Source organism: Gordonia sp. UBA7860 (genome assembly GCF_002500165.1).
In the GTDB taxonomy this organism is placed as follows: domain Bacteria; phylum Actinomycetota; class Actinomycetes; order Mycobacteriales; family Mycobacteriaceae; genus Gordonia; species Gordonia sputi.
In genome coordinates, this window is sequence record NZ_DLSO01000147.1 from 18,468 (window position 1) to 37,719 (window position 19,252).

18 protein-coding genes are annotated in these 19,252 nt (G+C 64.2%); all 18 read left to right on the forward strand.

Annotation, left to right across the window (positions count from 1 at the left end; all coding sequences use genetic code 11):
• The first annotated feature begins 183 nt into the window (after positions 1–183).
• The 18 genes from B3T59_RS18380 (at position 184) to B3T59_RS18465 (ending at position 19,249) form a co-directional block, all read left to right on the forward strand.
• The gene (locus tag B3T59_RS18380; RefSeq protein WP_287004641.1) at positions 184–468 is read left to right on the forward strand and encodes an HNH endonuclease; all 285 of its coding nucleotides are present in this window, start codon (positions 184–186) and stop codon (positions 466–468) included.
• Between the two features lie 121 nt (positions 469–589).
• Entirely contained in the window at positions 590–1,027 is a 438-nt protein-coding gene (locus tag B3T59_RS18385; protein ID WP_287004643.1) for a hypothetical protein, read from the forward strand.
• Positions 1,028–1,034: 7 nt separating this feature from the next.
• Positions 1,035–3,710: an LAGLIDADG family homing endonuclease gene (locus B3T59_RS18390; protein WP_287004645.1), complete on the forward strand. Its 2,676-nt coding sequence runs from the start codon at positions 1,035–1,037 to the stop codon at positions 3,708–3,710.
• A gap of 16 nt (positions 3,711–3,726) precedes the next feature.
• Positions 3,727–4,980, forward strand: coding sequence for a phage portal protein (locus tag B3T59_RS18395; RefSeq protein WP_287004647.1), 1,254 nt, complete (start codon positions 3,727–3,729; stop codon positions 4,978–4,980).
• Positions 4,977–5,804 (forward strand): HK97 family phage prohead protease, encoded by an 828-nt coding sequence (locus B3T59_RS18400; RefSeq protein ID WP_287004649.1) that lies wholly within the window; start codon positions 4,977–4,979, stop codon positions 5,802–5,804. The genes B3T59_RS18395 and B3T59_RS18400 overlap by 4 nt, the downstream gene beginning before the upstream one ends.
• Complete coding sequence (locus tag B3T59_RS18405) at positions 5,801–7,051, forward strand: phage major capsid protein (RefSeq protein ID WP_287004651.1); 1,251 nt, start codon at positions 5,801–5,803, stop codon at positions 7,049–7,051. The genes B3T59_RS18400 and B3T59_RS18405 overlap by 4 nt, the downstream gene beginning before the upstream one ends.
• 86 nt (positions 7,052–7,137) lie before the next feature.
• Positions 7,138–7,347, forward strand: a complete 210-nt coding sequence (locus B3T59_RS18410; RefSeq protein ID WP_287004654.1) for a hypothetical protein — start codon at positions 7,138–7,140, stop codon at positions 7,345–7,347.
• The gene (locus B3T59_RS18415) at positions 7,340–7,867 is read left to right on the forward strand and encodes a hypothetical protein (RefSeq protein ID WP_287004657.1); all 528 of its coding nucleotides are present in this window, start codon (positions 7,340–7,342) and stop codon (positions 7,865–7,867) included. The genes B3T59_RS18410 and B3T59_RS18415 overlap by 8 nt, the downstream gene beginning before the upstream one ends.
• On the forward strand, positions 7,846–8,235 hold the full coding sequence (locus B3T59_RS18420; RefSeq protein ID WP_287004659.1) for a hypothetical protein: 390 nt from the start codon (positions 7,846–7,848) through the stop codon (positions 8,233–8,235). Before B3T59_RS18415 ends, B3T59_RS18420 begins: the two co-directional genes overlap by 22 nt.
• A 9-nt stretch (positions 8,236–8,244) precedes the next feature.
• Positions 8,245–8,505 carry a hypothetical protein gene (locus B3T59_RS18425; protein ID WP_287004662.1) on the forward strand — a complete coding sequence of 87 codons (261 nt, stop codon included), beginning with the start codon at positions 8,245–8,247 and terminating at the stop codon, positions 8,503–8,505.
• Entirely contained in the window at positions 8,498–8,785 is a 288-nt protein-coding gene (locus B3T59_RS18430; RefSeq protein ID WP_287004664.1) for a hypothetical protein, read from the forward strand. The genes B3T59_RS18425 and B3T59_RS18430 overlap by 8 nt, the downstream gene beginning before the upstream one ends.
• Positions 8,778–9,065 (forward strand): hypothetical protein, encoded by a 288-nt coding sequence (locus B3T59_RS18435; RefSeq protein WP_287004666.1) that lies wholly within the window; start codon positions 8,778–8,780, stop codon positions 9,063–9,065. The genes B3T59_RS18430 and B3T59_RS18435 overlap by 8 nt, the downstream gene beginning before the upstream one ends.
• On the forward strand, positions 9,062–9,481 hold the full coding sequence (locus tag B3T59_RS18440; RefSeq protein WP_287004668.1) for a hypothetical protein: 420 nt from the start codon (positions 9,062–9,064) through the stop codon (positions 9,479–9,481). Before B3T59_RS18435 ends, B3T59_RS18440 begins: the two co-directional genes overlap by 4 nt.
• Positions 9,482–9,592: 111 nt before the next feature.
• On the forward strand, positions 9,593–10,243 hold the full coding sequence (locus B3T59_RS18445) for a hypothetical protein (protein WP_287004670.1): 651 nt from the start codon (positions 9,593–9,595) through the stop codon (positions 10,241–10,243).
• A gap of 404 nt (positions 10,244–10,647) precedes the next feature.
• On the forward strand, positions 10,648–11,142 hold the full coding sequence (locus B3T59_RS18450; RefSeq protein ID WP_287004671.1) for a hypothetical protein: 495 nt from the start codon (positions 10,648–10,650) through the stop codon (positions 11,140–11,142).
• A gap of 135 nt (positions 11,143–11,277) precedes the next feature.
• On the forward strand, positions 11,278–16,764 hold the full coding sequence (locus tag B3T59_RS18455) for a hypothetical protein (protein WP_287004672.1): 5,487 nt from the start codon (positions 11,278–11,280) through the stop codon (positions 16,762–16,764).
• Positions 16,761–17,618, forward strand: a complete 858-nt coding sequence (locus tag B3T59_RS18460) for a hypothetical protein (protein ID WP_287004673.1) — start codon at positions 16,761–16,763, stop codon at positions 17,616–17,618. The genes B3T59_RS18455 and B3T59_RS18460 overlap by 4 nt, the downstream gene beginning before the upstream one ends.
• Positions 17,615–19,249, forward strand: coding sequence for a hypothetical protein (locus B3T59_RS18465; protein WP_287004674.1), 1,635 nt, complete (start codon positions 17,615–17,617; stop codon positions 19,247–19,249). The genes B3T59_RS18460 and B3T59_RS18465 overlap by 4 nt, the downstream gene beginning before the upstream one ends.
• Positions 19,250–19,252: the final 3 nt, after the last annotated feature.

The following is a 19,252-nucleotide window of genomic DNA, read 5'->3' on the forward strand; positions in this document are numbered from 1 at the left end:
CCTCCCTCATTTCCAAGCCAAGCAACACGAGGCACACACCCATGCTCATCCTCTGGCTCCCCCTCCTCCCCATCTACTGCCTCACCCAAGCAGCACGATGGATCACCGAACACCACAAACCCGAAGGCATGCGAGAAGCAGCCTGGCACAACGCCATCCAAGCCGAACAGCACCACTAACAACGTGGGCATCAACAACGGACACCGCTGGCGCACCATCAAGCACGACTTCCAGGCCAGATGCCGCGCGACCAACGCGCCCTGCCACATCTGCCACCAACCCATCAACTGGAACGCCCCACCCCAACACCCCGAAGCCTTCGAACCAGACCACTACTACCCCCGCAAAACCCACCCCCACCTCGCCTACGACCCCGGCAACCTCCGCCCCTCCCACAGCCGATGCAACCGCACACGAGGCGACACACCAATGCCACCACCCACCTGGACCAAAGCCACCGGATGGTGACCGAAACCCCAGGTAGGGGGGGTGAAATCACCACAACCCCCACGCCACGGCGCCTCCGCCGGTAGTGCCCAATTTGGCGGGCTGGGTGGGACATGTACATGTACCGAGGAGGTGTACGCCAATGGGTGACGTACACAATCGGACGCGCTACCTGGCTGGATGCCGGTGTGACACGTGCAAGAAGGCGCAGTCGGAGTATCGGCGGGATTTGCGTCGGCGGAAGAACGCGGAGAAGGCGGGCGTACCGGCGCCGCAGTCGGGTTCGTTGTCGGCGGTACCGCCTCCGAGGTCTGACCCGCCGGACGCGCCAGCCGCTCCCGATGAGGATTCGGTTGAGGCGCAGGTGCGTCGGGAGATCGAGGGTTTCGCGACGGCTGAGGAGAAGCCGGGCCGGGTGGCGGCGGCGATCGCGTTGGCCAGGCTGTTGGACAATTCCGCGGCCTATGCACAGCATTCAGCAGCGGTGGCGCGGTTGAACGAGACGATGGCGATCCTCGAGCGCGGTGGTCGGAAGAAGCGCGGGAAGTTGTCGGCGGTCAAGGAGATGACGGCGAGCTGATGTGGGTATGAAGTCTCGTGAGGTCGAACGAAAGGGGCGCGAGGAACCGCGGGTGTTCACGCCGCCTTTGCGGGAATTGACTCGGGAGACCTCGCACGGATGGGCAGCAATCGCGTTTGCCGAGACGGTGCTGGGTGTCACCCTTTTCCCCTGGCAGAAGTGGCTTTTGATCCATGCGCTCGAGTTGGACGAGGTGAGTCGATACCGGTTCCGCACCGTAGTCGTGCTGGTGGCGCGACAGAACGGGAAGGCGCTCGACATCGATACGCCGATCCTCACCACGAACGGTTGGTCGACGATGGGTGAACTATCGGTCGGTGACGAGGTCTACCACCCAGATGGGCATTCAGCGCGCGTGACGGGTGCGTTCGACGCGACGGCCAACCGTGAGTGTTTCGAGGTGGAGACGACTGATGGGCGGAGGCTTGTCGCAGATGCTGACCACCTGTGGACGGTGCAGGATCGCAGACGCTGTGTGAGCAAAGGCCGGCGTGGAGAGCGGCAGTTGCGAACCTACCTGTGGGAGACACTGACCACGCGGCAGTTGATCGAGCGGGGGTTGATGCGCAGCAAACGTGAGTGCGCATTCCGGCTTCCGGTGCAACACGCAATCCTGTCCCCGGACACCGAGTTGCCGATCGATCCTTGGTTGCTCGGACTCTGGCTGGGTGATGGTTCGTCGTCGTCTGCTCTGATCACAGTCGGCGATCGGGACGTTGGAGAGATCACGACGCTCATCAAAGGTGCAGGTGCTGAGATCGTGTCGTCGAAGCGCGCTCGGACAGCGCACGAGGTGCGTTTTCGGATAGCGCCACGCAAGTTCGGATTCCAGGCACAGTGCACGAGGCTGGGCGTGTGGGGCACTGGAAACAAGCATGTTCCAGAGCGGTACCTCACGGCTGGAACTCGCCAAAGAGAGGCTTTGCTGCAGGGGTTACTCGACAGCGATGGATCGATCAGTGCCGCCGGACAGGTGGAGTTCAGTGCCACCAACCGTCGGCTCGCAGACGATGCGCTGTATTTGGCGAGGTCGCTGGGTTGGCGGGCGACTCTGCGTGAGTCGCGTGCGACGATCGCGGGGCGGGACTGCGGACCGCGTTATCGGGTGACTTTCACACCGAGTGCTCACGACGCCTACCGGCCATTCCGGTTGGGAAGGAAGACAAGTCGCGTCCGCGACGATCTGAAGTCGCGCGGCGGCGAGCGTCACGCTGTATCGATTCGGTGCATCACACCAGTGCCGTCCAGGCCTGTTCGATGTATCAAGGTGGATCGTCCGGATGGGCTGTTCTTGGCCGGACGCGATCTTATGCCTACTCACAACACCCTCGTCATGCTGGTGCTGGCGTTGTGGCACATCTACGCGCTGGAATCTCGAACGGTCATCGGGACGGCTCAGGATCTTGCGAATGCGGAGAAGGCGTGGGATGAGGCTGTCGCGATGGCTCGGGCGGAGCCGGAGCTCGAGGAGCTGATCGAGGATGTGAAGCTCGGTCATCCGCGCCGGTTCCTCGTCCGGCCGTCGTCGGAGGATGACGAGCTGCTGACCGAGTACCGGGTGGCGTCGGCATCACGCCGCGGGGCCCGCGGCTTCTCGGGCGACCTGATCTTGCTGGACGAGCTGCGCGAGCATCAGTCGTGGGACTCGTGGGCGGCGGCGACGAAGACGACACTCGCCCGGCCGAAGGCGCAGGTGTGGGCGTTCTCGAACGCCGGTGACGCCGTGTCAATCGTGCTGCGGTATCTGCGGACACTCGCACACCGGGCCTTGGATTGGCCTGACGGTGACGGCGACCATGACGTACTGACTAGCGCTGATTCCGACGAGGACGCCGCCGAGTGGGAGGACGATCTCGGCGAGGACACCCTCGGATTGTTTGAGTGGTCGGCAGCGCCCGGGCTCAGTCGGCGTGACCGGGACGGGTGGGCGCAAGCGAATCCGTCGATGGGTCACACCGACGTGGTGGAGAACTGCATCACTGAGCGTGCGATCGCGGCGGCGGTCCGTACGGATCCACCGCATGTGGTTGAGCAAGAGGTGTTGTGCCGGTGGATCAACACAGCGGCGTCGGGTCCGTTCCCCTCAGGTGCGTGGGAGTTGACGACGGTGCATGAGGCGGCGATCACGGAGGATTCACGTCGGGTGGTGTGTGTGGATGTGTCGTGGAATCGCGGTCGCGCATACATCGCGCGTGCCGGGTTCGACGCCACTGGAGTCCCGGTGGTCGACATCGGCGCCGACCGTGCGGGCACTGAGTGGGTCGTCGGTTGGTTGGCTGACCATGCGGACCGGTTCGACGGAGTGGTGATTCAGACCAACGGCGCCCCGGTGACGTCGCTGTTGGTTGACATCGAAAGTGCTGATGTCGATGTGACGGTGATCCCTTGGGCTGGGCCGGATCTCGGGATCGGATTCGCGCTGGTGTACGACCGGCTTGAAGCGACGGTATCGGACCCGGGGGCACCGCGCCTGCAGCATCTGCCGCATCCGGGTCTTGATCGTGCGGCATCCACCGCGGTGCCGAAGGTGCTGGGGCAGGGTGCGGTGGTGATCGATCGGGCGAAATCCCCAACTGACGCCGCGCCGCTGCAAGCGATGATCGGCGCGGTGTGGGGTTTGTGGCAGCTACCAGAGGAGCCGGTGTCATCGGCGTACGAAGACTACGATCTCGAGTTCCTGTGAGGGGGTGCACGTGGGAGTGACCTCCTGGCTTGGGTTCTCGCCCAAGCCACTTCCGCCCCCTCAAGTGACGGTGCAACCGATCCTCGATCTGGTGCTCGAGAACATCCGCGGCCAGTCGGTGGAGACGTTGTGGCGGGAACAGCCTCATCTTCGTACGGTCGTGGGGTTTGTGGCGCGGAACATTGCCCAACTCGGTCTGCACGCGTATGTGCGTGACGAGGACGATGGCCGCACACGGGTACGGAACACGCCGCTGGCGTTGCTGCTGCGGAAACCTAACGCAAACACAACTGGCTATGAACTGATCCACGCGACCTGCGCAGATCTTTGCCTGTACGACCACGCTTTCTGGTTTTTCGGTCGGGACTCGAACTCGGATTCCGGCTGGGTGATCCGGTCTATCCCCCCGACGTGGGTGGTCGGGACGTACGACACGAGCGCGTTCGGACACGGCGGCTACAAGATCCGGTTTCCGGAAGCGGCCGGACAGGAGATCCGCGTACCCGCCGACCAGATGCTGGTGTTCCACGGATGGGATCCGATCGACACGCGGCGCGGTCACTCGGCGGTGGCGGCACTGAAATCGATTCTGGCGGAGCAGATTCACGCACAGATCTACCGCGATCAGAACTGGCAGCGCGGCGGACGGGTCGGCGCCTACCTGACGCGCCCAGCGGGCACGAAGTGGGAGCCGGAGGTGCGCAAAAGGTTCATCGATCAGTGGCGCGACAAGTACACCGGCGACGACGGTGCCGAAGCCGGTGGCGTGCCGCTCCTTGAGGACGGCATGGAGCTGAAGCGGCTTGGGTTTTCGGCGAAAGAGGAGCAGTACGTCGAGGCGAACAAATTGTCACTCGCGACGGTCGCCCAGGTGTTCCACGTCAACCCCACGATGGTCGGGCTACTCGATAACGCAAACTACGCCAACGTGCGGGAGTTCCGTCGGATGCTCTACGGCGACACTCTCGGCCCGATGATCGAGATGATCCAGCAGCGCGTCAACGCGTTCCTCGTGCCGGTGGTGACCGAGGAAGACACCGACGACACCTACGTCGAGTTCAACATCGCGGCGAAGCTCGCTGGATCGTTCGAGGAGCAGTCGGCAGTCATGCAGGCAGCGATCGGCGGCCCGTGGATGTCGATCAACGAAGGCCGTGCGAAACAGAACCTGCCGCGCATCGAGGGTGGCGACGATGTGTTGCGCAACCTCAACCAGACGACCGCAACCGAACCTGCCGGCGGCACCGAATCCCAAGGAGGACACGGATGAAGACGAAGTCGTGCCTGATCAAGGTCAAGGCCACCGGCGACAGCGACGACTCGCTCGATGAGGGCCAGTTCATTGCTTACGCAAGCGTGTTCGGCAACACCGACTCCTACGGCGATGTCGTGCAGCCAGGTGCATTCGTCGGAAACCTCGCTCAGTGGGCCGAGTCAGGGAACCCGATCCCGCTGCTGTGGGGCCACAACATGAGCGACCCCGACTTCAACATCGGGCACGTCATCGAGGCGATCGAGGACGATCACGGGTTGAAGGTCACCTGCCAAATCGACATGGATTCACCGAAAGGCCCCCAGGTGTATCGCCTACTCAAGGCGGGGCGTGTGACACAGATGTCGTTCGCCTACAACATCGTGTCGGGCGAGTACGTGCAGCCGATCGGCGACGAGGACGACTACCAGCCGGGCTACTACAGCCTCAACGAGCTCGAACTGTACGAGATTTCGGTTGTCCCTGTCGGGGCGAACCAGGAGACCGAGATCCTCGCGGTGAAGACCGCCGCTGCAGCACTGCAGGCGAAAGCCGGGCGGGTGCTGTCTGCGAAGAACGAAGGGGTGTTGCGCGACATCAAGTCTCAGCTCGAGACCGCGACGGCCTCCATCACAGATGTACTCAACGCCGTCACCGGCGATGAGTCGAAGTCGGGAACGACCCCGGACCCTAAAGACCAGGATGCGACCAGCGGTGAGGAACCGCCCGCGGGGAAGGACGATCAACCTTCTGCCGCCAAGGCCACGCCAAGTCCGTCCGTCCGCCTGGCGGCACACCTCCAATTACTTGCTCTCTCAGGGGCAGAAGGGATTCCATCGTGAATCTGAAGGAACAGCGCGCTGCCGCATATAAGGCGGCGCAGGACATCATCGCCAAGGCGAAGGACGACGGCGTGGAACTCACCGCCGATCAGGCGGGCGAGGTGCAGAAGTTCATCGACCAGGTGACGGAACTCGACGGCAAGATCGCCGAAGCGCTCAAGTCCGAGGCGCTCATCGACGCGATCGATGCTCTCGGCGCCGGGGGAGACAGCACTCCTCCCCCTGCCGGTGACAGCGGATCCGAACCTGCGAAGAGTCTTGGCGCCCACTTCGTCAAGCACGCAGGTCCTCGACTGAAGTCGATCCAGGGCATGTCAGGCGCCTCGGTCGCTGCACCGGAGTTCAAAGCCGCTACCGACGTCCACGGCGCCGGCGGATCGGGCTTCACCAGCGTGCTGACCCAGGTCGATCGCACCATTGTCCAGGGGTACCGGCCAGGACCTGTCATCGCGGACCTACTGGGTCAGGGACAGCTCGCCGCTGGCACCAACGCCATCTCGTACTTCGTCGAGGGGGCGCGTGAAGGCAACTTCACTGCTGTCGCCGAGGGCGCGCCGAAGCCGCAGATCCACTACGTCGACCCCACCCCCGTCACCGATGCGTTGAAGAAGATCGCGGGCTTCGTCAAGTTCACCGATGAGATGCTCACCGACCTCGACTTCGTGAAGTCGGAGATCGACGGGCGGCTGCTCTACGATCTCGCGATCGCCGAGGAGCAGCAACTCCTCAACGGTTCTGGTGCCGGCGCGAACTTGCGGGGTCTGCTCAACAGGTCGGGCATCCAGACCGAGTTGCGTGGCAACGCCGCATCTAATGACACCATCGCCGACGCCTTGTTCCGGGCGATGACAAAGGTGCAGACGGCGACCGGACTCGCGGCCGACGGCATCGTGATCTCGCCGTTGGACTATCAGGAGCTGCGGCTGGCAAAGGACGCGAACCGGCAGTACTACGGCGGCGGCGTCTTCCAGGGGCCGTACGGAAACGGTGGTATCCCGGAGAATCCGCCCATCTGGGGTGTCCGGACCGTGGTGTCGCCGGCGGTAGCTGCTGGCACCGCGTTGGTCGCGAACTTCGCGCAGGCCGCGACCCTCTACCGGTCCGGCGGTGTGCGGGTGGAGTCGAGCAACTCCCACGCCGACGACTTCACCAACAACCTGGTGACGGTGCGGGCTGAGGAGCGCGTCGCGCTCGCGGTGCGAAAGCCGCTCGCTTTCGTGAAGGTCACGACCACAGTCGCTGCCTGATCCAGTCACCTGAACCCGAGGCTGGCCTTGTAGGTGATCTCGCGCCAGCCTCGGGTTTCCGGCCCGAGATGATGAAGGACCCCACCATGGCTGCCACTGACCCGTACACGATCGACATCTACGGGATCCCCCACACCGTTCTCCTCGACGAAGAAGAAGCACAACGCCGCGGACTCAAACCACAACGCAAGGTCGCCGCGCCCGAGAACACGGCGGCGGTGCCGCAGAACAAGGCCACCATCCCCGCTGCGAAGCGGCCTCGCAAGTCTGAACCCGAAACAGGCACCGATGCCTGACCTGGCTCTCACTCCAGACGCTCTCACCCCCGAAGGTCTCGTCGCCCACATGGGCGGCAAGATCAGCGCCAGCACACCTGGGCTGCAAGGACGGATCGATGGAGTCGTTGCCGCGATGCGACGCCGGTGCGGGTGGCACGTTTTCCCCGAGCGCCAGGACACCATGAGGGTCGACGGCCCCGGAGGGTGGGTGCTGAGCCTGCCCACCCTCCGGCTGGTCGACCTAGTCGATCTTCGCGAATGCGGGATTGCCGTCGGCACCGACGAAATCCAGTGGTCTGAGACGGGTTTGGTCAAGAAGAGCGGGCGAAGGCAGTGGACTACCGACTACCGCGGGATCGAAGCGACGATCGTCCACGGGTTCAACGACTGCGCTGACATCATCGACTCGATCTTGACAGTCGCGGGCCGCACCAGTTACCGACCGCTCGGTGAGACGTCCATCCGGGTCGGAGAACGACAAACGGACTACGAAGTCGTCGCTTCCGAACTCGCAACGTGGGATCGGTATCGCATCTGATGGGCTTCTACGGTCAGACCATCACGGTGTTGCGTCCGGCGAAGATCTCGGACCGCTACAACCCCAGGGGCGAGCGCCTCTCCTACGAAATCGCGGAAGGTGCCCAGCGCATTCCGGTGTCATTCGGAGTTGAACTGCAACCGCGACTTGAAGTCGAGACCGACGAGAACGGCACCCGCGTCGCCACCCGCACCGTCTGGTGGTTGTGCACCCCAGACGGATTCGATCTCGACGTCGAAGCAACCGATCGGATCGGGTACGCCGGCCGGGACCTCGACATCGTCGGGGAGGTCCACCGATGGCCGTCAGTCGACCACCCATCCGGCGTCGACCACGTCGAGCTCGCCCTCGAGTACAAGAACGGATAAGGACCTGCCATGCCTGAAGTTCCAAATAAGATCACGATCGATCGCCGACGCCACAAGGTGTTCATCGACGGTGTCGAATTCCCCTGGGTGATCGCCGAGAGCGGCCCCGAGGTCGAGGATCTCGCGAACCGCAACGCTCTGCCGATCGTGACGATCCCCATCATCGCCGCCGACGTCGAGGTCATCCCGTCGGACGGTCAGAAGTCAGTCGCCTACGGCGATCGCGCGGGCAAGACCAGCGCGGACGTGATGAAGGCGCTCGATGACTGACTCGTCGCCGTGTCGTGTCGTGTTGGACTACGACAAGGATCAGGTGGTGTTCGACGGGCAGGTGTTGCCATTTCCGCTCACCGCAGTGCGGGCGCAGGCCGTGGTCGCCGACGGCCGCGCGACCGTCACGCTGGTCCTCGAGGTCGACGAGGTCCAGTCGATCGCCGAACCACCACGCAAACCTGACGACGTCGCTGACACCTGGACGGCGCCCGCTCCGGAGCAGGTGTTCGAGGACCAGCTCGACGCGATCCGCAAGGCCGCACAGTCTCGTGGCTGACGATCTCGTGCGGATCGACGGGAACGCGATGTTTCGCCGTCTGAACCGAATGTCGCTCGTGCGTAACGGTGTTCGCACGCGAGGCCGCACGGTCCTCGCGCGAGCTCGCCGCATCGACCAGACGGAGAACGACGGGCGTGCCGACATCACGATGAGTGAACGCACCATGCGGAACGGCCGTTTCGTCGTGCACATCGAATCAACCGACGCCGACGGCGAACACGGCAACACCACGACAGAACGCCGCCGCACCCTGCGACGCGCAACCGGATCCAGATGACCGACAACGGATTCCCCGACGCCCTCTACAAGGTGATCGGGGCGCTCAACACTGCCCTCCCACTGGCGTACGTCGGCGACGAACTCCCCGCCCAGGCGGCACTCGAGAATCGCCTTCCCATCGTGCTGGTCCAAGACGTACCCGGAGGATCGAAACACCTTCCATGGCAAGCCGCCACTGGCCCCCTGACCGACATCTTCGCCGCCGACTTCTACATCCTCGCGAAATCACGCGCCCAGTCACGTGACCTCGCGGCCCGCGTACGCGGCATCCTGTTCTCCCTCGTGTGGCGCAACGACATCGCGATCCACCGCGTCATCGAGGAATCAGCATTCTCACGCGCACCCGACTGGAATCCACGCGTGAAACGCGAACACGGCGAATACGCCTTCGAAATCGGCCGCGACACCGACTGACGGCCCACGGCGCACCCGCGCCCCACAGATCCGGACCTGCCAGGACCGTTCACCGCAGACCCCGCCCCTGGGGCTGCTTCCACATGCCTACACGCATCAGAGGAGGACGTGATGGCAGTCCCAACCATCGACGGGTTCAAGGCCGAGGCCGCCCGAGTCGGAGTCACCGGCCGCATCGACATCGCGGCATTGATCGCAGTGTTGCCGCACGACATGAGCAACCTGACAACCACGGGCGCCGGCGCCTACACCAACCTCGGATACATTTCCGACGACGGTGTCACGGAGAACCGCGACGAAGACAACCAGGAATTCGTTCCGTGGCAGGAGAACTCGGCGATCCGCTACGAGATCACCAAGTCGGTCACGACGTTCGATTTCACCCTGTGGCAGTCGACCCTCGCGACCGCCGGCTTCTACTACGGCGTCAGCGCGTCCGACATGTTCAAGAACACCGACGGTTCGGTGTTCTTCGACGAGTCGGGCAAGCCCGACGTCACGCAGCACAAGCTCGTCCTCACGGTCGTCGACGGTTCGCGAGCGCGTCGCACCTGCTTGGCCGCGGCACAGGTGACCGAGCGCGGCGAGATCACCTACAAGTCCGACGAAATGATCGGCTACAACGTGACGGTCACGGGATTCCCCGGCACCACCGGCACGGCGAACGAGGACGACATCTCGTGCCGCCGCATCTTCCTCGAGGGCTGGGACACCACGGGTCTCACCGCCTACACCCCGCCCAGCGGTGGTGGCGGTTCGTAACCCGCACAGACGGGTGCGGGGTGGGGAGTTCAACCCTGGCAGGTCCGCCTCACCCCGCGCCCTTCCACCGAATAGTGGCCTGCCAGTTGATGAAAGGGGCCTGCCATGGCTGACATCGATCTCGACAAGTACCTCGCACAGCGTGAGGAAGCACGCGCCAAGGACGGTGCGAAGACGCACAAGTTCGACTTCGGTGACGGAGAAGACAACCAGGTGTTCGAGAAGGGCGACGGCGACGTCTTCACCTTCCGATTCAACGCCCGCGAGTGGGTGGTGCGTGACCCGCAGTTCCTCACCGACCCGGAGAAGGAGCAGCTCGAACCGCTGTCGGCGGACGTCGACGTCGCCGCCTGGTACATGGGCGAAACGCAGTACGACGAGTTCCTCGCGGCGGGCGGCGAGTCGTGGATGTTCAACCAGGCATTCACCGACTACGGCAAGAAGATTCGCGACGATCTGCAGGGAAACCCTACTCGGCGGAATCGCTCCTCGCGCCGCGCGGCGTCGAAGAAACCGAAGCAGCGTTAGACGCGACGTACCCCGGGCTGTGCGATCCGTCGCGCGCGCTCGGGGTACTCGCCCGCTACCACCGCGGTGAGATCACGCTCCGCAAACTGCGCGTCCTGATCGAGAACCTGCCGCAGGGGTCGGCGATTGATCGGGCCCGCACCGACGGTCAGCAGTGGGGCTGGAACGAGCAACTCCTGTGGATGTTGATCCGCCTCATGCAGATTCAGACCGCGAGCATCGCGAACCGGCTGGGTAAGCCGCGGGTGAAGGTGCCGAAAGAGCATCCGAAGTATCCGTGGATCGACACCGACGAGGACGGGCCGCAGAAGTTCGGTGACCGCGGCGACCACAGCAGCGAAGAGGTCATGGACTTCCTCGACTCGCTCTGAGTCGAGGAAGTCCACGCTGCCTGCCTCGCCGTGCCGAGCCCAGCCTCGACTCGCCGAGCCGAACCGTGCCATGCCGAAGACCCACCGTACCGATGCCGTCGCACGGCCTCAACCAGTGAATGGAGGTGACTATCCGTGGCTGACGAAATCTACGTTCCCGTAATGCCTTCCATGAAGGGCTTCATGGCGGAGGTCATCAAAGAGGCGTCGGGTGCGGCGAAAGCTGGCTCGGCCGCGATGCAGAAGGAATTCGGCTCCGGTGGGCGCGAGTCAGGCCGGTCGGCCGCGCGTGGCGTCAACGATGGGCTCAGCCGCGGCGACATCGGGGTCAACTCGGTGAAAGCGCGGATGGCGAAACTCGCCGCCCAGATGCGAGCCATCGGTCGCACCGCTGGACGTCAGGGCGCTGCCGGAATCAACGACGGGCTGAGCGCAACCGACTTCAACCGTGTCGGCTCCGCGCATGGTCGACGCTACGGTGCGGGCTTCGTGTCGGGTGTGCGAGGCGGGTTACGTGGCGTGACAGCCGCTTTCGGCGTCGTTACGGCGTCCGCCGTCATGACGGTGAAGCACATCGGGGGCATCGCGACGGGACTCAAGTGGGCGGCACGAGCCGCAACACTCCTGAGCGGCGCTCTACTCGGTTCTGCCGCCATGATGAACAGGCTCGCCGGTGTCGGCTTAGCGAAGCTCGCGACATGGCTTCGTGTGGTGTCGGCGCTCGTTGGGCGTCTCGCTCGCGACGTCGCACGAGCCACTGCCGCGTTCATGCTCCTCGCTGCCGCCGCACGCGCTCTCGGCACCATCACGCGAATCTCCCGACTCGTCGGCATGGCGACTGTCGGAATCGCAGCTCTTGTCGGTGTCGCGAGCACGGCGGGCCCCGCGCTGGTGGCGCTCGCCGGTGCCCTCGCGACGGTCGGGTCCGCTGCGGGTGGTGCCGCGATCGCCGGACTATCGGCGCTCGGTGCCGCCATCGCGGGAGTGAAGCTCGGGGTGTTCGGGGTGGCCGACGCATTCAAAACGATGGGCACCTCGTCGGGTGGCTCCGCTGCGAAGGCCGCCGACAACACGAAAGAGATTGCTCGCGCGGAGAAGTCGCTCGCCAAGGCGGTCGAAGGCGAGAAGGAAGCCCAGGAGGGCGTCGCCCGAGCACGAGACATTGCACGAAAGAAGCTACGTGACCTCGACCTCCAGTTGCGTGGCGCCGCGCTGTCGGAGAAGGACGCGCAACTCGCCCTGCGTGAGGCACGCGCCGATCTCGCCAAAGGCGGATTCGAATCGGGCCTCGAGCGCGAGCGCGCTGTGCTGCAAGTCCAGGAAGCGGAGCAACGTCTCGCCGAAGTGCAGCGCGAGAACGCCGACACGGCGCAGGAAGCGGCGACCGCCCGCGCCAAGGGCGTCGAAGGCTCCGACGAGGTCGTCGAGGCGCAAAAGCAACTGCGTGACGCGACCCAGTCGACGAAGGATGCGCAGGACGCACTCAACGAGGCGCGCGCACCGAAGGACGACCCGAGCAGCGGTGGTGTCGACAAGCAGGCCGAGGCGATGGCGAAGCTGTCGACCAACGCCCAGGCGTTCGTCAACGCCACCATGGGGGTGAAACCCGCGTGGGACGCGATGCAAAAGTCGGTGCAAGACAACCTATTCGACGGCCTCGACACCCGTGTACAGACGCTCGCTGACACGTGGCTCCCGAAGCTCGGCACGGCACTGTCGACGGTGACGGCCGGATTCAACCGCGGGGCCAAGAACGCCGTCGACTGGGTCAATTCGGCACAGGGTGTGCAGATCGTGGGGACGTGGCTCACCACATCTTCCGACATGGCCGCCAAATTTGGGACCGCACTCGGAAACCTCGTGCCCGGTATCGCGGCGATCGCGGCTGGCGCAGGCCAAGCGTTCGGCCCCATGGTCGGGGACATCGGAGCAGCAGCTAAAGGCCTGTCGGACATGCTCGTGCAGGCCCAGCAGTCCGGCAAGATCAAGCAATTCTTCGAGTCGGCCGCCGCGAGTGTCAAGACGACCTTCCAGAACATCGCGGCGATCGCAGGCCCTGCGATCAGTGCGTTCATGCAGTTGGGCAAGACGTCGGCCGCGGGACTTGCGCCCGGTATCCGGTCGATCGGCCAAGCGATCGCGCAGGCAACGCCCGGTCTGATGCAGATGGCCGAACGCCTCATGCCGGCACTCGGTCAGGCGCTCACCAACGTGGCACCGTTGATTCCGAGTTTGGTGCACTCGTTCAGCCCTTGGGCAACCATTTTGTCGATCATGGCGCCACCGCTCGCGAGTCTCGTCAGTCACCTTGGTCCGATGGGGCCGCTCCTCGTTGCCGGAGCGGTTGCGGTCAAGGGGATCTCGGCCGCGATGGTCGTCTACAACGGCGTCATGGCCGTCGCGTCGGTGGCACAAGGCGTGTTTGTTGCTGCGACTGGACGAAGTACGGCGGGTCTGGAGGGAAACACGATTGCTTTGGCCGCGCATCGAGTCGCTACGCTCGCCGGTGCCGCAGCGTCCGCGGTGTTCGGCGCGGCGCTAGCGGTCGCGCAATCTCCCATCACCTGGATCATTGTGGCGATCGGTGCTCTCGTCGCGGCTCTAGTGTGGTTCTTCACGAAAACCGAACTCGGCCGACAGATCTGGGCCACCGCGTGGAACGGCATCAAGGCGGCAGTCTCGGCCGTGTGGGGCTGGTTGTCCACCACCGTGTTCCCCGCGTTCAAGGTCGCGATATCGGCGATCGGCGCGGCGGCGGTGTGGTTGTGGCAGAACGCGATCCAGCCCGCATGGAACGGCATCAAGGTGGCGATCGGTGTCGCCTGGACCATCATCTCGGGCTACTTCACCGCATGGTGGACCGCCATCAAGGTCGTCGCGTCCGTGGTGATGTGGCTGTGGAACAACGTGGTGGCACCCGCGTTCCAAGGTATCGGCTCAGTGATCGCGTGGGTGTGGAACAACGTGATCAAGCCCGCGTGGGTGGGCCTACAGATCGAGCTCAAGGCGATTGGCGCAGCTTTCGAGTGGGTGTGGAACAACGTGATCAAGCCCGTCTGGGATGGGCTTGGCGCCGGAATTTCGTGGGTCGTGGACAACGTGATCAAGCCGGCATTCTCCGGCATCAAAACGGCGTTGAAGGTGGTGGGCGACTTCTTCGGCGATGTCGTCGAGGGCATCAGGACGGTGTGGGACAAGCTCAAGGGCTACGTCGCGACGCCGATCAACTTCGTCATCAACACGGTGTGGAATCGGGGGTTGCTTCCCGCGTGGAACACGATTGTGAAGTTTTTGCCGGGGCTCAAGAAGATGGAGCCGCTGGCGCCGGTGGCGTTCTCAGAGGGTGGTCCTGTTCCTTTGGCGAAGGGCGCGACCCGCGGTAAGGACTCGGTGCACGGCCTCCTGATGCCCGACGAGCACGTGTGGGATGTCAAGGATGTCCGCAAGTCTGGTGGGCAGGGCACTCAGTATCGGATGCGGCAGATGGTGGACGCGGGCAAACCGTTCACCTGGACGCCTTCGGGTTTGGCTGCCGCTACCTCGGATGGCGGGCAACTCCCCCGCTTCGCCGATGGTGGCGCTGTGTCGGCGGGCGACAAGCTCGCTCCGATGCCGGGTGAGGGCGGGCTGCAGGACATAGCGAAGCTGATGGGCCGCATCATTTCTCGACTCTGGCCGAAGGGCGTGTCGTCGATCGGCGGCTGGCGACCTCCAGACGGATACAACGAGCACTACTCAGGGCGCGCGCTCGACGTGATGATCAACGACGCGAAAACCGGTGATCAGGTCAAGGACTTCTCACTCGCGAACTCCAAGAAGTTCCCCATCGAGTGGACTCTCTGGAAACAGAAAGAGTGGCACCCCGACGGACGTGTGGTCCCGATGGGAGACCGTGGGTCGCCGACGCAGAACCACATGGACCACGACCACGTCTTCTACGCACCACAACCGGCCAATCCGAATGTGGTGCCTGACGGACTGATCACGAACGGTTTCGGCGGCCCGTCCACAGCCGAGATGCTCGGCATCATCAAGAAGCGGATCACCGAGATCGTTGATAAGGCGCTGAATCCGATTAAGGAGGGCATCGCGCGGGTTGTTGGTTCGCCGCCGCCTGAGTGGCTGGGAATCCCGCCGAAGGCTCTTGATGCGTCGAAGACCGAAGCGATCAACGCGGCGTTCGATCTCGCGGGGAAGCTCGGCGACAAGCTGTCGTGGGCGTACGACGAGGCGAAGAAGATCACGTCGTCGGTGACGAGTTTCATCAAGAATCCCTTTGGTCTGTTGCGGGATCAGGGCGGCTTCCTGCCGACCGGAATGTCGTTGGTACGCAACGAGACTGGCAAGCCCGAAGCGGTCCTCAACTGGGATCAGATCGACAGCCTGCGTGAACTGCTGGCCGGCATGTCGGGTGTGGGGCTGTCCGATGACGCGTTCTCGAAGCAGCAGCAGAAGCGGGACGACGATCTCAAGCGCCGTCACGAGGACCAGGTCGCGGCGCTGGCCAACTCGCCGGGTGGCGTGAACCCCGCGACGGCGAAGGCACTCAAGGCGCGCCAGGATCGTGAGACCGCAGAACTGAGTTCGAGCGCGGCTCGCACGAGCCGATACCGCGACGAGGGCAAGACGCTTGCCGATCTGCCGAAGACCGCGGGCCTGGAGATCGGGAAGGACACGGCTGACTTCTTCGGGTTCGGGCAGTTGTTCGACGCGGTATCGGGTGTCGTGCAGAACGCGACACAGCAGGCGAGTTCGCCCGCCACGACCGGAACGTCTGAACTGTCGTCGTACAGCGCGCCGGGCAGTGACGCACAAACCGCTGGCACTCAGGGCGGTTCGTACAGCGCACCGACCTACGGCGACGGATCAACCGTCCAGCAGAGCGACACTGCTCTGACAAAGATGCCCGATCTGAATCACCAGTACGACCCCAAGGGCGGCGCCGAACAGTGGCGCGGAATGATCGAGCAGGCACTCAAGAGGCAGGGATTCCCGGTCAATCCCGCCGAGGTCAACGCGTGGGTTAAGCAGATCGACACCGAGTCTGGTGGCGACCCGAACATTGCGCAGCAGATCACCGACGTCAACGGCACCGGCGAAGCGGCCGGAGTTGGTCTCGGCCAGATGATCCCGACGACCTGGGCGGCATACCGCGACCCGTCGCTGCCAGACAATCGACGCGACCCGTGGGCAATGATCAACGCGATGGTGCGCTACGGCCACCAGAAGTACGGTCCAGGACTGCTGGGCGTGATCGGGCAGGGCCACGGCTACGACCGCGGCGGCTGGCTACCACCGGGCATCACCCACGCGATCAACGCGACGGGCAAGCCGGAAGCGATCCTTACGGCTGGCCAGTGGTCGTCGATCGATTCGATGCTCGAGGAGCTGCCGTCGGCCGCAATGTTCTCGACGGTCGCCGATATGGCGTCGGCTGGCATGTCGACGCTCGGTGGCTCGGCAACTGTCGACGGCGACGGTGCCACAGCCTCGGGCGATCGCGGTCCGCTGGTCTACAACGAGAACGTCTACACGATGGACGTCGACGAGATGGTGTCGAAGCAGACCCGCGAGGTGCGACGCGCATCCCGCTCCGAGGCTCTGATCGGCGGCTGGGGATGACGCGAGCAGTCCTGACCGACCACGTGATCATCGACTGGGTCGCGGCGTCGGGCGAACGAATCCGACTGTCCGGGGCGAAGTCCGCCACCGAGCTCGGCGCCTGGTTGGCCGCAGGCAACATCGGGGACCTCGGGTACACCGACCTCAAGGCGCTATTCGACGCCGCGGCCCGCCAGTGGGGTGAAACGTGGACCGGGTCGACACTCGACCACGCCGAGTGGGATCTCCCCCTGTTCATCCTCGGACGCAATCCGGACGACTTCCGACGCCGCGTGGAGCACGTCAAACGGTTGTGTCGCAACGATGTCGCGGGCTGGCTCATGGTGTACACCAATGCCCTCGGCTGGCGGTGGGTGCGTGCACGCCGGGGCTCACTCAAACCGACACTCGAATTCGATCCCCGCAAGACCAGCGCGGCGAACTTCGACCTCACCCTGATTGTCGAGTTGCCGGTGCCACGCGTTGCCGACGACAACGACTCGTGGAGCAACAAGAACGGGTCCGGTCGCGGAACACTCGCCTTGTATCCCGGTGACACCTGGGATGGGTGGCCGCAGTTCACGTTTCGCGGGCCTGGTGCCCTCACGCTGTCGTTCGCAGGGAACACGGTGAAGCACCCGCAGGTGTTGGCGAACGAGACGATGCTGGTCAACACCGATGAGGCGCGCCCCACCGTGCGGGCGGTGACTGACGCGGGGATGCGACGCAACCTGTGGCCCCTGATGAAGGGGAAGAAGTACCGCAACCCCGTGCCAGCGGGTGAGGTGACGCGCGTCGACATCACGGTGACGGGCGGCAACACCAACACCGCGCTGTATGCCGTGGTGCCGCAGGCTGTTGAGGGTTTGATGTGACGTCGCTGCGTCAACGCTTCGCCGATCTCGCGGCCGAGGAACAGGCCGAACGGGATGAGCTGCTCAATCCGCGCGCTGTCGTCGAGCTCAAGACCAAGACGATGCAGACGTGGGGCTACTCCGGCGACTACCAGGATCTGAAGTTCACCGAGAAGAAGTCTCAGCCCGGCGCCCTCTCGATGCTGCTGCCGTGCGATGACCACTACGCCGAATGGTTCGAGGGGCAGCCGAAAGCCGCTGTCCGGCCGATCGTGATCCGCCTGCCCTACTGGACGACCCTGTGGTTCGTCACGGACTTCAAACGCACCCGCAAGGGGTTGCAGCGGTACTACGAGGTGACGGCCGTCGGGGCGCTTGAGCACCTCAACTGGATCCGGTTGTGGCCGTGCCCTGGCTTTCCTGCCGAGTTCCAGCCGATTCACTATTGGCCGGCGATCGGACCTGCGGCGAGTAACAACGCGTTGGCGTTGGCGGCGAACCTTGTTCGTTTGCAAGCACCGCTGTACAGCATCCCCACGGGCAATCTGTTCCAGCTCAAGACGTGGAACCTGATTCGCAACGCATTCCACCCGATCATGGTGAATCCGCGTGGCAAGTTCCTCGGTGACACTACGAAGTGGATGGCCGCGACGTGGCGGATGGACAAGGCGCTCGACGCATTCCTTGAGGTCGAGAAGGCCACGGGAGTGCAGATCGTCTACCAGTTTTTCGACCCCGAGGTCGACGAGCAGCCGTTCCCCGAGTTCGCCGTCCTGACCGAACCGAAACTCATCATCGACTTCGTCGAGAAGGGTGAACCTGTCGGGTGGACCGGCACGATCGTCGACGGGTTGCTGCGCACGGGGATTGAGACGGCGTCTGACCTCCTCGGGTGGGTGCTGTACCCGATCCTCGGGGACGACGGCTACGAGGACTATCTCGACGTCGTCGACGGGATGATCGCGAACAAGCCGATCGCGGTCTACACGAGCGGAAAGTACTCTCCTGCAGACGAGATCGAGGAGACGACTCACGTTGCTCTCGCATCGCGCGTGACGGCCGGCGGGAAGAGTCCCGAGTGGCTGAACATCGCGATGGTGACGGGCGCGAACATCGGACTTGCCGCCATCGGGACGGCGATCGCCGCGGCCCTTCCCCCACTCGGTGCCATCACGGGCGCCTTGCAAAACCTGTCGCTCGGTGTGTTCGAGCCGCTTGTGAAGAACACGGTGATGGCGTTCCACTCGTCGGAGGATCTCCAGCGGGCCAACGAGTCGGGGCCGTGGCGGTTCAAGGAGACGTTCGCCGAGTCCGGCTCGACTGGTCTGTCGATGGAGACGGCCGCGGGCATGAAGTCGGCGCATTGGGCGACGAGACCGTATGTGTCGATGGCCATCTCGGTCATCAACGGTGCCCCGTACTACGTCGGGAAGGACGTGAACATCGGGGATCTCGTGGGGGTGGAACGCCACGACGGGAAGGTCGAAATCGAGTACGTCGAGGAGATCACCTACGAGGACTCGCGGTCGGTGCGGGGCCGCTACACCCTGCAGATCGGCAAGGGTGACGCCGAACGCGAACCGGGATCGATCGCGCTCGGCAAGATCCGATCGTTCGGCCAGTGGCTCACACGAAACGCGTTGGGAGAGTGACGC